The sequence below is a fragment of the Filimonas lacunae genome (assembly GCF_002355595.1).
In the GTDB taxonomy this organism is placed as follows: Bacteria; Bacteroidota; Bacteroidia; order Chitinophagales; family Chitinophagaceae; genus Filimonas; species Filimonas lacunae.
Genome location: NZ_AP017422.1, coordinates 5,588,046 through 5,602,566, shown reverse-complemented (window position 1 = coordinate 5,602,566; position 14,521 = coordinate 5,588,046). Strand labels below are relative to the sequence as shown.

Below are 14,521 nucleotides of genomic sequence, written 5' to 3'. Positions count from 1 at the left end.
AAATATACGAAAAGTGTTCTTAAAAGGTCTTAAAAAAGAACAAAACTACCCTAAAAGGGTAGCTGTTGGTGTGTGATAAGAAAGATTATTTCTCAAGCTTTACAAACTATGAAAGTACATATGGGAGAAATTATCCGGAAGTTAGTGGAAGAGAAAAACATACCCCGGAATAAAATTGCCAGTTGCATAAATACGGTAGAGTCTTACCTATATAAAATATACAATAAGGAAGAAGTGCGTATAGGGCATCTCATCAACATGTCACCATTGCTTAATTTCAACTTATTGGAGCCTTATTTTGAATTGGAAGAATTAAAAGGGATTGAAGGAAGCCAATGGAACACGATGAAAAGGCAACTGGAGGAATATCAAAAGGCATTGACGAAAAGTGAGAATGAAAATAAGAAATCGGATATGATAATGGATTATAACAAGAGATTAGTAAAGGAGAATGAAGAGTTAAAAGAGAGGAACACACGTTATGAGATAATTATTAACGAATTACAAAGTAAGGAAAACAGCGCAATGGGTGAAGAGTCCGGAAAAGCAATCACTGATGAAAAAAACTATACAATGAGAAGAGGTAAAAGAAGTAAAAAATAATCTACAAATCCTCACTTTTCTTATGCTTGTCAACTGATTATTGCCCGATGAAACGCGGATGGCATGATTTTTTAACCCTTCGGTTGAAATTAAATCAAATCAGTTACGCTATGAAAACACAACTCTTCCGCGCAGGCAGAAAAATGACATGGGCAGTGGTCCTCTTCGGTTTGACCACTTTAGGTCTGGTATCTTGTTCTAAAGATGATGATCCGGTGGTAGGTGCCGAAGCTTCTGTAAAAGTGATTCACACTATTCCAGGTACAGGGGCAGTAGATTTTTACCTGAACAGTACCAAGCAAAATTCAGCAGCTATCAACTTTGGGGAAGCCACAGGGTATATCGCCACCTCTAATGGCGAAAAAACAGCGGAGTTTAAAACAGCACTGGATAACAACACTGTATTATCTGTGCCTATTGATTTTGATGGTGGCAACTATTCCCTGTTTGCTACGGGTATTGCCAGCGACAATTCATTAACCACACTGTTGGTTGAAGATGATTTGCAAACGCCCACCTCTGGTAAGGCAAGAGTGAGATTTGTGCATGTTTCACCAGACGCTCCTACTGTTAATGTATTGGGTAACGATAGCCTGTGGGTTTCCAGCCGTGCTTATAAAACGGCTACCGATTTCATTGAAGTGCCAGGCGGTAGTTACACTATTAAGTTAAACAACAGTGGCGACGGCACCAATGCTTACACCAGCAGTGTTATTAACCTGGCTTCCGGCAAAAATTATACATTGGTTGCACAGGGCCTGGTAGGTAATACTATAATTAACCCTTTTGGTTTGAACGTGCTGGAATATTAATTTCCAGGTTAGGCTAATAAAGAAAAGAGGTAGAACTGGTAAATTATCCGTTCTACCTCTTTTTCGTTGAGGGGGATACTTGTATTATTATATTGTCTTCTGCTGAATGAAGTGTTGGCTCTATTTTATCTGATTCGCCTGGAATTTGCGCAAAGGGGTGTTGCACTATATAACATAATGTAGCAGTTTGTAGCAAGTTTACTGCTATCATGCTGTATGGCTTAAGCATGCTTTCCGTATGGATGATGTATGGATACTGTATGGTAGATGTATTAAACCACGCTGTTTGCAGTAAAAACAGGCTTTAAAAAGAAAATACGCAACTTTTAGGAGAAAGATTTGGCAGGAAAGAAAATACGCTTATCTTCGCCGCCCGTTAAACGAATAGCGGACAGTTCTTTAAAGAGTTTCAAGGCAGCAAAAAGGTTGAGAAATAACTAAAAATAAATTTGGTAAATGTTTCGAAACTGTTACCTTTGCACTCCCAATAAAACGGGAACAGTTCATTGAAAATCAGCGGTTTATAAAGAATTAACTTTAAAAATAATTCAAAAATAAATTTGCTAATTTGAAATAAAAACTGCTACCTTTGCAACCCGAATGAAACGAAAGTGACGGACGGAAACGCAAAAAAAGCTCTTCTACTTTGAAAATGATGACCGGCTCTAAGGCCTACGGGATCGAAACCTGACCATCAACAATTTTTAAGTTCTTTGAAAGAATGGAAGCAACAGTACTACTTTAAATAGTAGGTAAGTGTAAGCAACGTAACAAAATTAAAATTCACAGACGCAATTTCGAGAGAAATTAAGTTAGTGATCAAAACTCATTTACAATGGAGAGTTTGATCCTGGCTCAGGATGAACGCTAGCGGCAGGCTTAATACATGCAAGTCGAGGGGTAGCACAGTATAGCAATATATGGGTGACGACCGGCAAACGGGTGCGGAACACGTACACAACCTTCCTTCAAGCGGGGAATAGCCCAGAGAAATTTGGATTAATGCCCCATAGAATAACGGCTCGGCATCGTGTTGTTATTAAAGATTTATCACTTGAAGATGGGTGTGCGTTCGATTAGGTAGTTGGCGGGGTAACGGCCCACCAAGCCTACGATCGATAGCTGATGTGAGAGCATGATCAGCCACACGGGCACTGAGACACGGGCCCGACTCCTACGGGAGGCAGCAGTAAGGAATATTGGTCAATGGACGCAAGTCTGAACCAGCCATGCCGCGTGGAGGATGAAGGTCCTCTGGATTGTAAACTTCTTTTATCTGGGACGAAACAACATTTTTCTAAATGTCTTGACGGTACCAGATGAATAAGCACCGGCTAACTCCGTGCCAGCAGCCGCGGTAATACGGAGGGTGCAAGCGTTATCCGGATTCACTGGGTTTAAAGGGTGCGTAGGCGGGCATGTAAGTCAGTGGTGAAATCTCAAAGCTTAACTTTGAAACTGCCATTGATACTATGTGTCTTGAATTTCCTGGAGGTTAGCGGAATATGTCATGTAGCGGTGAAATGCTTAGATATGACATAGAACACCGATTGCGAAGGCAGCTGACTATAGGTGAATTGACGCTGATGCACGAAAGCGTGGGGATCAAACAGGATTAGATACCCTGGTAGTCCACGCCCTAAACGATGGATACTCGACATACGCGATACACAGTGTGTGTCTGAGCGAAAGCATTAAGTATCCCACCTGGGAAGTACGACCGCAAGGTTGAAACTCAAAGGAATTGGCGGGGGTCCGCACAAGCGGTGGAGCATGTGGTTTAATTCGATGATACGCGAGGAACCTTACCTGGGCTAGAATGCAGTTTGACCGTGGATGAAAGTTCATTTTGTAGCAATACACAGATTGTAAGGTGCTGCATGGCTGTCGTCAGCTCGTGCCGTGAGGTGTTGGGTTAAGTCCCGCAACGAGCGCAACCCCTATCTTTAGTTGCCATCAGGTTAAGCTGGGAACTCTAAAGAAACTGCCGTCGTAAGACGCGAGGAAGGAGGGGATGATGTCAAGTCATCATGGCCTTTATGCCCAGGGCTACACACGTGCTACAATGGTAACTACAAAGAGCTGCTACTTGGCGACAAGATGCTAATCTCAAAAAAGTTATCTCAGTTCGGATCGCAGTCTGCAACTCGACTGCGTGAAGCTGGAATCGCTAGTAATCGTATATCAGCAATGATACGGTGAATACGTTCCCGGACCTTGCACACACCGCCCGTCAAGCCATGAAAGCCGGGGGGACCTGAAGTCGGTAACCGCAAGGAACTGCCTAGGGTAAAACTGGTAATTGGGGCTAAGTCGTAACAAGGTAGCCGTACCGGAAGGTGCGGCTGGAATACCTCCTTTTTAGAGCGACGCTCACTTTTTAATTGTTGTTTCCTTCTTCTTTCAATTTTTATTTGTCCTAACGGATATGTAAAAAATAGATATTAAAAAATAAGATCTTTCAGATACTGAATAGTATGACTCGTACAGACCCGTAGCTCAGTTGGTTAGAGCGCTACACTGATAATGTAGAGGTCACCAGTTCAACTCTGGTCGGGTCTACTAATAAAAGGTTTTACTGGGGGGTTAGCTCAGTTGGCTAGAGCATCTGCCTTGCACGCAGAGGGTCATCGGTTCGACTCCGATATCCTCCACTTTAAAAGCTGTAAGCAGGATGGCAAACAGCAAAACACAAGTTCTTTTGAAATTAATGAGATATGGCTTTAAGGCCTAAAGGTTCATAACCTTACTATCTACAAGATTTTACCGGAAGTATCTTAGGATGCTGAAAGTAATTGAAGTTCTTTGACATATTGGGAAAGCAAAATTACTAAAGAGAGATTTTATATAGTGGAGTTCATTTTAGGATGAACAAATGCTGAATAAAAACATGTAAGTTTTTTAAAGCGAAATAAGGGCGCATGGTGGATGCCTAGGGTCTGAGAGGCGATGAAGGACGTGGTAAGCTGCGATAAGGCAGGGGGAGCTGCACACGAGCGTAATATCCCTGCATTTCCGAATGGGACAACCTAATATACTGAAGGTATATTACTCGAAAGAGAGCCAACCCGGAGAACTGAAACATCTAAGTACCCGGAGGAAAAGAAAATAATAATGATTCCCAGAGTAGTGGCGAGCGAAAAGGGAAGAGCCCAAACCGAAATAGCGTGCTGTTTCGGGGTTGTAGGACTACGTTTAGAAAGTGTTATCAAATCGAACCATCTGGAAAGTTGGGCCATAGCAGGTGATAGCCCTGTAGATAGAAATTAACATGGACGAGTAGTATCCTGAGTAGCGCGGGACCGGAGGAATCCTGCGTGAATCTGCCAGCACCATCTGGTAAGGCTAAATACTCCTCAGACACCGATAGTGAACCAGTACCGTAAGGGAAAGGTGAAAAGCACCCTGAACAAGGGAGTGAAATAGTACCTGAAACCGTGCGCCTACAAGCGGTCGGAGCATCGTAAGATGTGACGGCGTGCCTTTTGCATAATGAGCCTACGAGTTGCTCCTCACTGGCGAGGTTAAATTCGTAAACGAATGGAGCCGTAGCGAAAGCGAGTCCGAATAGGGCGACTAGTCAGTGGGGGCAGACGCGAAACTTTGTGATCTATCCATGGGCAGGTTGAAGTTCTGGTAACACAGAATGGAGGACCGAACCCGTTGACGTTGAAAAGTCTTGGGATGACCTGTGGATAGGGGTGAAAGGCCAATCAAACTGAGAGATAGCTCGTTCTCCCCGAAATGTTTTTAGGAACAGCCTTGTATATAGAAGTTTAACAGAGGTAGAGCTACTGATTGGGCTAGGGGGCTTCACCGCCTACCAAACCCTGACAAACTCCGAATGCTGTTAAATATCTACAGGAGTGAGGCTGCGGGCGCTAAGGTCCGTGGCCGAGAGGGAAATAACCCAGACTAGCAACTAAGGTCCCTAATACGTAGTTAAGTTGATCAAACGAGGTGGGATTTCAATAACAGCCAGGATGTTGGCTTGGAAGCAGCCATTCATTTAAAGAGTGCGTAACAGCTCACTGGTCGAGAGATCCTGCACGGAAAATAATCGGGCATCAAACTACGAACCGAAGTTCTAGATTCAGCGTAAGCTGAGTGGTAGGGGAGCATTGAAATTGCATCGAAGCTGTTAGGCGACTAATGGTGGAGCGATTTCAAAAGAAAATGTAGGCATAAGTAACGATAAAAGAAGTGAAAAACTTCTTCGCCGAAAGTCTAAGGGTTCCTGATCAACGTTAATCGGATCAGGGTTAGTCTGGTCCTTAGGAAAACCCGAAAGGGGCATCTGATGGAAAGAAGGTTAATATTCCTTCACCTGCTATACATTAAAAGTGACGCATCGACGTGGTGGTTACGTACTGACAGAATAGTGCGTAGAGATGAATCTTCGGAGGAGTCGAAATCATAAAATTGGTGCCGAGAAAAGCGAGTATAGCAGCCAGTACCGCAAACCGACACAGGTAGACGGGATGAGTATTCTAAGGCGCTCGGGTGAGCCGTGGAGAAGGAACTAGGCAAATTGACGCTGTAACTTCGGGACAAGGCGTACCGTAGCGATACGGTCTCAGTAAAATGATTCAACCAACTGTTTAACAAAAACACAGGGCCCTGCAAAATCGAAAGATGACGTATAGAGCCTGAAACCTGCCCGGTGCTGGAAGGTTAAGGAAGGATGTTCGGCGCAAGCCAAAGCTTCTGACTGAAGCCCCAGTAAACGGCGGCCGTAACTATAACGGTCCTAAGGTAGCGAAATTCCTTGTCGGGTAAGTTCCGACCTGCACGAATGGTCTAATGAGTTGAATACTGTCTCCTCCACGAGCCCGGTGAAATTGTAGTATCGGTGAAGATGCCGGTTACCCGCCACGGGACGGAAAGACCCCGTGAACCTTCACTACAACTTTGCATTGATCTTGAGTAACAAATGTGTAGGATAGTTGGGAGACTGTGAAGTAGCTTCGCCAGGAGTTATGGAGTCAACGTTGAAATACCAACCTTTTGTTACTTAGGACCTAATCCTGCATAAGGAGACATTGCATGGTGGGTAGTTTGACTGGGGTGGTCGCCTCCTAAAAAGTAACGGAGGCTTGCAAAGGTACCCTCAGTACGGTTGGTAATCGTACGTAGAGCGCATTAGTATAAGGGTGCTTGACTGTGAGACAAACAAGTCGATCAGGAGCGAAAGCTGGCTAAAGTGATCCGGCGGTTCTGTATGGAAGGGCCGTCGCTCAAAGGATAAAAGGTACTCCGGGGATAACAGGCTGATCTTACCCAAGAGCTCATATCGACGGTAAGGTTTGGCACCTCGATGTCGGTTCGTCACATCCTGGGGCTGGAGAAGGTCCCAAGGGTTCGGCTGTTCGCCGATTAAAGTGGCACGTGAACTGGGTTCAGAACGTCGCAAGACAGTTCGGTCCCTATCTGTGGTGGGCGTTAGGAAATTGCGGGGACGTGACCTTAGTACGAGAGGACCGGGTCGCATGTACCGCTGGTGAATCTGTTATGCCGCTCGGTGTATTGCAGAGTAGCTATGTACAGTCAGGATAAACGCTGAAAGCATCTAAGCGTGAAACCTACCTCAAGATGAGTTTCCTTTTAAGGGTTGTCAAAGACTATGACGTTGATAGGCTATAGATGTAAAGTTGGTAACAACAAAGTCGAGTAGTACTAATTACCCGTAAGCTTTAATTTTTTTAATATCGCTCAAAAGCAATGGAGAGTAAGTAGATATTAAAACTCTTTAGTTGAGCTTCCCAATATGTATCTTATTACGGTTGAGAGATTGTAGTGCAAGTCAGTGAATAGAGTAACTGATAAGAAACGACTACGAACTAACAATTTAAGATCTTATGGTGATTATGCCGAGGGTGTTCACCTCTTCCCTTACCGAACAGAGAAGTTAAGCCCCTCATGGCCGATGGTACTGCAAAGAAATGCGGGAGAGTAGGTAGTTGCCATATTTATTAAAAGCGCCTCACTGGAAACAGTTGAGGCGCTTTTGTTTTGTATATATCCCATCTTGACTGGGGTCACCCCAATATATCCTGCTTACTTGACTGTGTTCCCACTAAAATACTAAAAGAAGGCTTAAACCTTCCTTTAATTCAAAGAATTACCAGCCTTGAAATGTCTAAGCTACGGGAGCTAAAAAAGCAGCTGGAAGGATAGGCGTGTAATGATATTTAAAACACAAACGTCTCCTTGGAGAAAGTAGAGACGTTTGTGCTTTATACAAATATAATTAACCATTCACTACTTCTTCACCCACACACTCACACATCCCCCCTTTGCAAGAAACCGGCCGTTACCATGTTCATCCAGCGTAATCTCCGCTTCGTGATTACCCAGGAAATCACGGTATATCCAGCCTTTTTTATCTTCTCCCAGATTGATATCTTTAAAGCCTTCGTCTCCATTCGACATTAGTACCACACAGCCAGGATGTTCATTATCTCCATGCCTTACCCAGCCAATGCAGTTGGCATGATCCAGGAAGTCCTGCTGATCGCCGTAGGCAAATTGCTGGCGGGCTTGTAATAGCAGTTGAAGCTTATCTACCTCGGGCATAAATATCTCATATTCGTTGCCATCCCGTCCTTTGTCTTTGTAACCTGCGCCATATAAATCGGGATAGAATACGCAGGGGTATCCATCTTTACGCATCAATATCAGTGCATAGGCTAATGGTTTAAACCAGGGCTCTACTGGTGCTTCCAGCGATTGTAGTGGCTGTGTGTCGTGGTTGGCTACAATGGTTACGGCAAACTCAGGTTTGGTGGCCACCAGCGTATCGTTAAAGATGGTGGACATATCAAACTCTTTTCCGCATTTAGAGGCGGTATGGAAGCGGTTTTGAAGGATAGCATCAAATAGCTGTATCCTGCCGCCTGTTTCGTCTATATACCTATGTAAAAGCCCTACATCGCCTGTTTCCCAATACTCACCCACTACAAACAGCTCTTCATGAATAGTGGCTTTGATATGATCCAGCCATTCATTAAAAAAGTAGGTAGGAATATGTTTCACCGCATCCAGGCGCAGACCATTAAAATGGGCTGTTTTATGATACCAGTTGATCCAGTATTTCAGCTCCTCTTTTACGTTGGGGTTACGGAATTCTATATCGGCATGCATCAGGTAGTCGTAGTTTCCAAATTCATCGGAAACGCCATCTTCCCAGCTGGAGCCATATTCATTAGCTATTTTGAAAATACCATCTTCGTGTAGATCGTCGGCATAATCCACGCCTGTGAAGCTGTGATAGTCCCATACGAATTTGGAATACTTGCCGTTGCGTCCGGGAAAGTAGAATTTGGTAAAAGCATCTATTTCAAACTCTTCGCCTTGGACTTCCGTTCTGTTTTCGGGGTTTACGCGCCACACTTTCACGCGTTCTTTTTCATCCGCACCGCCTTTATGGTTCAATACAATATCAACATATACCATTATGCCCGCTTTTTGTGCGGCAGTAATAGCCGTTAAATAGTCACGGCGCGAACCATATTTGGTGTGTACAGATCCTTTCTGATCAAACTCACCCAGATCGAATAAGTCATAAGTATCATATCCAATAGATTGATTACCATGTATTCCTTTGTAAGCGGGGGGAAGCCAGACTGCAGTTATGCCTATTGAGTTGAGAAAAGGAATATCTTTTCTAAGCTTTTTCCACAATGATTCATCTGCAGGGTAATACCAGTGAAAAAACTGGAGAAGGGTGCCGTTTTTCATATTTTACGTATATTCATTGCAAAGGCAACGTGACCAATGTATTAGGAAAAACATGCCAGAATTATGGGGATAACTCGTGCATAATCCGGTATAAAATTTGATTTGAAAAAATGCCGTGTATTTCTTAATTTTGCCATCCTTTATTTTGGGCTTATTGTTAATTGTGGTTACAGGCATGGCCATTTAGTCTATAACTTATTAATTTTCAATATTTAGAGTATAAAAACTCCCCGGAATTTATTTTGCAAAAACCGGTTAATTACAGATATGTCATCAACTAAAGTTCAAACCAGGGTCAGCTTCGGTAAAACTAAACACCTTGCTGAACAGCCTGACCTGCTCGACATTCAGTTAGAATCTTTCCGTGAATTTTTCCAATTAGAAACTACACCCGACAAGCGTAACAATGAAGGGTTGTTCCGTGTGTTTAAGGAAAACTTTCCTATTACCGACACGCGTAACATTTTCGTATTGGAGTTCCTGGATTATTTCATTGACCCGCCACGTTATACTATTGAAGAGTGTATGGAGCGTGGTCTGACCTATGCTGTGCCTTTGAAAGCCAAATTACGTTTGAGCTGTAATGATGAGGAGCACGTAGATTTCCAGACCATTGTGCAGGATGTGTTTTTAGGTAACATTCCTTACATGACCCCCCGTGGTACGTTTGTGATCAATGGCGCTGAACGCGTAGTTGTATCACAGCTGCACCGTTCACCTGGTGTATTCTTCGGACAGTCAGTTCACCCTAACGGAACCAAGATTTACTCTGCAAGGGTAATTCCGTTCAAAGGTGCGTGGATGGAATTCGCTACCGACATTAACAACGTAATGTACGCGTACATTGACCGTAAGAAGAAGTTCCCTGTAACTACCCTGTTGCGTTCAATTGGTTTTGAAACTGATAAAGACATCCTGGAATTATTCGGTATGGCTACAGAAGTGGCTGCCGACAAAAAATCCCTGCAAAAGCATCTGGGTAAGAAATTAGCTGCACGTGTACTGCGTACATGGGTAGAAGATTTCGTGGATGAAGATACCGGTGAGGTAGTTTCTATCGAGCGTAACGAAATTGTTATGGAGCGCGATACCATCCTGGATGAAGATGCAATCGATACTATTTCTGATCTGGATGTGAAAAGCGTGTTCGTTCAACGTGAAGACGTTGGCGGTGACTACGCTATCATCTACAATACTTTAAACAAAGATACCTCTAACAGTGAACTGGAAGCGGTACAGCACATCTACCGTCAATTACGTGGTGCTGACGCTCCGGATAACGAAACTGCACGTGGTATTATCGATAAATTATTCTTCAGCGATAAGCGTTATGACCTGGGTGAAGTTGGTCGTTACAAGATCAACCGCAAACTGAGCGTAAACCAGAAGCTGGAAAATAAAGTATTAACGAAAGAAGACATCATCGAAATCATCAAATACCTGGTTCGTTTAACCAACGGTAAGGCTGAAATTGATGATATTGATCACCTGAGCAACCGTCGTGTACGTACCGTGGGTGAGCAATTATATGCTCAGTTCGGTGTTGGTTTGGCCCGTATGGCCCGTACCATCCGCGAACGTATGAACGTGCGTGACAACGAGGTATTTACTCCGGTAGATCTGATTAACGCCAGAACGCTTTCTTCCGTAATCAACTCTTTCTTCGGTACTTCCCAGTTATCACAATTCCTTGACCAAACCAACCCGTTAAGTGAAATCACGCACAAGCGTCGTATTTCCGCGTTAGGCCCCGGGGGGTTAAGCCGTGAAAGGGCAGGTTTTGAGGTGCGTGACGTACACTATAGCCACTACGGCCGTCTGTGTACTATTGAAACTCCGGAAGGACCAAACATCGGTCTGATTTCTACCCTTTGCGTACACGCAAAGATCAATGATATGGGCTTCATCGAAACTCCATACCATCGCGTAGAAAACGGTAACGTAAACCTGGCCAAGATTAAATTCTTAAGTGCTGAGGAAGAAGATACTGCTAAAATTGCCCAATCGAGCGCTGAGCTGGATGCCAACGGTGATTTTGTGCAAGACAGAATCCTTTGTCACGAAACAGGTGACTTCCCACTGTTACAGAGAACAGAAGTAGAATATATGGACGTTGCTCCTAACCAGATTGTTGGTTTGAGTGCTTCCCTGATTCCGTTCCTGGAACATGATGATGCCAACCGTGCATTGATGGGATCAAACATGCAACGTCAGGCTGTACCGTTAATCCTGCCACAGTCTCCTATCGTAGGTACTGGTCTGGAAGGTAAAGCTGCCCGTGACGCACGTATTCAGATACATGCAGAAGGCGAAGGCGTAGTAGAGTTTGTGGATGCAAAAGAAATTCACGTTCGCTATAACAGAAACGACAATGATCGTTTGGTAAGCTTTGAAGACGATCTGATCGTTTACCGCTTAACCAAATTTATCAAAACCAACCAGTCAACCAACATCAACCTGCGTCCTGCCGTAAGAAAAGGCCAAAAGGTAGTAAAAGGCGACTTCTTAACAGAAGGCTACGCTACTAAAGATGGTGAATTGGCGTTAGGTCGTAACCTGCAAGTGGCCTTCATGCCATGGAAAGGGTACAACTTTGAAGATGCGATCGTAATTAACGAGAAAGTAGTTCGTGAAGACCTGTTCACTTCTATCCACATTGAAGAGTACGAGCTGGAAGTTCGTGACACTAAACTGGGTGAAGAAGAACTGACTCCGGACATTCCAAACGTATCAGAAGAAGCTACCAAAGATCTGGACGAGAACGGTATCATCCGTATCGGTGCCCATATCCGCGAAGGCGATATCCTGATTGGTAAAATCACTCCTAAAGGGGAAAGCGATCCTACTCCGGAAGAAAAACTGTTACGTGCCATCTTCGGTGATAAAGCCGGTGATGCAAAAGATGCTTCTCTGAAAGCTCCTAACGGTACAGAAGGTGTAGTAATTGATAAAAAACTGTTCCAGCGCGCTAAAAAAGATAAGAACGCAAAAGTTCGCGAAAAAGCGCAACTGGAAAAAGTTGAAAAGCAACACGAGCAAAATGCAGAATCTCTGAAAGAGTTATTGCTGAGCAAACTGCAGACTTTATTGAGAGATAAAGCTTCTACAGGTGTGGCAAACAACTTTGGCGAAATGCTGATTGGTAAAGGTGCTAAGTTCAACGTTAAGAACCTGAGCAGCATTGACTACCAGAACGTTAACCCGCTGGGTTGGACTGCTGATGCAGTAATTGATGATCAGATTAATATTCTGTTACACAACTACAACATCAAGTACAACGAAGAACTGGGCCGTTACAAGCGCGAAAAATTCAATATCTCTATTGGTGATGAATTACCAGCAGGTGTATTGAAACTCGCTAAAGTTTACCTGGCTGTTAAGCGTAAGCTGAAAGTGGGTGATAAAATGGCGGGTCGTCACGGTAACAAAGGTATCGTAGCCAAGATTGTGCGTGCAGAAGACATGCCATTCCTGGAAGATGGTACTCCGGTAGATATCGTTCTGAACCCACTGGGTGTACCTTCAAGGATGAACCTGGGGCAGATTTACGAAACCATCCTGGGATGGTGTGGTAAAAAACTGGGTGTTAAGTTCGCTACTCCAATCTTTGACGGTGCTACTCCAACAGAAATTGAAGAGCATTGTACAAAGGCTGAGATACCAATGATGGGTCACACTTACCTGTACGATGGTGAAACGGGCGACCGCTTCCACCAGAAAGCAACCGTGGGTGTTATCTACATGATTAAACTGCACCACATGGTGGATGATAAGATGCACGCCCGTTCAATCGGACCATACAGTCTTATCACACAACAACCGCTGGGTGGTAAAGCACAGTTTGGTGGTCAGCGTTTTGGTGAGATGGAAGTGTGGGCACTGGAAGCATACGGTGCGGCCAACATCCTGCAGGAACTGTTAACACTTAAATCTGATGATATCATCGGTCGTGCGAAGACTTACGAGTCTATCGTGAAAGGTGATAACATTCCAAGAGCCGGTATACCAGAATCTTTCAACGTATTAGTACACGAATTGAGAGGTTTAGGTCTGGATCTGAAATTCGAATAAGCGTCTCTTTTTCATGTAATTGAACCGGAGATTGTACAATAAGAAGCGGCTGCTCTGCAAAGAGTGGCCGCTTTTTTTTAACTATTTACTTAACCATTGCGGCTGCTACTTTGTTAAATTGCAACATTAATATCTCACCATATGCGTAGAATTATAGTTGCTTTGGCACTGATATGCACCAGTGCCATATCTTTTGCCCAGAATCCTTTTCAATATTTGCTGATTGGTACTAATGCCGATGGTAAGGACGGCGGCATATTTGTGTATCGTTTTAATCCCAACAAAGGCGAAGCTACCCTGGTAAGTCATACCGAAACGGGTTATCCCACCTACCTGGCAGTTTCTCACGATCAGAAGTATGTGTATGCTGTAAATGAATATCCTGGCAGCAATGATGGCGATGTAAGCGCCTTTGCCCTGGATAAGCCTAAGGGGCAATTAACCCTGCTGAACAAGCAAACCACCGCAGGAGCATCCCCTTGTTATGTATCAGTAGATTCTACTGGCAAAAACGTAGTGGTAGCCAACTATAACGGCGGTAACCTGAGTTTGTTTAAAACAGGGGCTGACGGCTCATTACAGCCCGCTTTACAAACTATTGGGCATGAGGGTTACGGCGTGAACGTTCAGCGCCAGGAAATGCCCCATGTGCACAGCGTGGTATTTACACCTGATGAAAAATTCCTGTTTGCCCCCAACCTGGGCAACGACAGGGTATATAAATACAAGTTCAATGCTACTGACGCTACAACTCCTTTAACGGATGGCGACCCGCAATATTATACCCTGGAAGATGGTTATGGCCCTCGTCACATCACTTTTTCAGCAGACGGAAAATATGCCTATGTAATGACTGAATTATCCAGCAAGCTGTTAGTGTATGAAAACAAAGACGGCCAGTTTACAGAAATTCAATCACTGCCAACCGCGAAAGTGGGTGATAAAAACGATATGGGTGGTGCGGACATTCATATTACCCCTAACGGTAAATTCCTGTATGTTTCTATCCGTGGCAAGGCAAATGAAATTGTGATTTATAAAGTAAACACCGATGGTAAATTACTGGAAGTAGGACATCAGCCCGTAGGCTTACATCCACGTAACTTTATGATTGATCCTACCGGTCGTTTTTTACTGGTAGCCAACCGCGACAGTAATAACGTACAGATATTCATTATCAATAAAAACTATGGCTTACTGGAAGATACACATACTACTATCCAGGTAAACAAGCCTGTGTGTCTGAAAATGGTACCGGTGAAATAGTTATTAAACTGATTACTATATAAAAAAGC

The 14,521-nt window shown here is 43.9% G+C and carries 5 protein-coding genes, 2 tRNA genes and 3 rRNA genes; 9 read left to right on the top strand and 1 reads right to left on the bottom strand.

The genetic code is table 11. The features are described from left to right. The first annotated feature begins 72 nt into the window (after nt 1–72). The 7 genes from FLA_RS22145 (at nt 73) to rrf (ending at nt 7,384) form a co-directional block, all read left to right on the top strand. Nucleotides 73–603, top strand: a complete 531-nt coding sequence (locus FLA_RS22145; RefSeq protein WP_144263934.1) for a hypothetical protein — start codon at nt 73–75, stop codon at nt 601–603. 110 nt (nt 604–713) lie between these two features. Next, nucleotides 714–1,415, top strand: coding sequence for a DUF4397 domain-containing protein (locus FLA_RS22140; RefSeq protein WP_159445034.1), 702 nt, complete (start codon nt 714–716; stop codon nt 1,413–1,415). An 832-nt stretch (nt 1,416–2,247) separates the two neighbouring features. Then, a 16S ribosomal RNA gene (locus FLA_RS22135) occupies nt 2,248–3,776 on the top strand. A gap of 127 nt (nt 3,777–3,903) precedes the next feature. After that, nucleotides 3,904–3,977 (top strand) — tRNA-Ile (locus FLA_RS22130). A gap of 18 nt (nt 3,978–3,995) precedes the next feature. Next, nucleotides 3,996–4,069, top strand: a tRNA-Ala gene (locus FLA_RS22125). Between the two features lie 246 nt (nt 4,070–4,315). After that, nucleotides 4,316–7,115, top strand: a 23S ribosomal RNA gene (locus FLA_RS22120). Nucleotides 7,116–7,272: 157 nt separating this feature from the next. After that, nucleotides 7,273–7,384: ribosomal RNA gene (gene rrf / locus FLA_RS22115) — 5S ribosomal RNA — on the top strand. Together the 16S, 23S and 5S rRNA genes with 2 tRNA genes alongside form the textbook arrangement of a ribosomal RNA operon. 292 nt (nt 7,385–7,676) lie before the next feature. Here rrf and amyA read toward each other — a convergent pair. Continuing rightward, entirely contained in the window at nt 7,677–9,155 is a 1,479-nt protein-coding gene (gene amyA / locus FLA_RS22110) for an alpha-amylase (RefSeq protein ID WP_076382567.1), read from the bottom strand. Nucleotides 9,156–9,422: 267 nt separating this feature from the next. On the opposite strand from amyA, the gene rpoB reads away from it, so the two are divergent. After that, nucleotides 9,423–13,226, top strand: coding sequence for a DNA-directed RNA polymerase subunit beta (gene rpoB / locus FLA_RS22105; RefSeq protein ID WP_076382566.1), 3,804 nt, complete (start codon nt 9,423–9,425; stop codon nt 13,224–13,226). 141 nt (nt 13,227–13,367) lie between these two features. Further along, entirely contained in the window at nt 13,368–14,492 is a 1,125-nt protein-coding gene (locus FLA_RS22100; RefSeq protein ID WP_076382565.1) for a lactonase family protein, read from the top strand. Nucleotides 14,493–14,521: the final 29 nt, after the last annotated feature.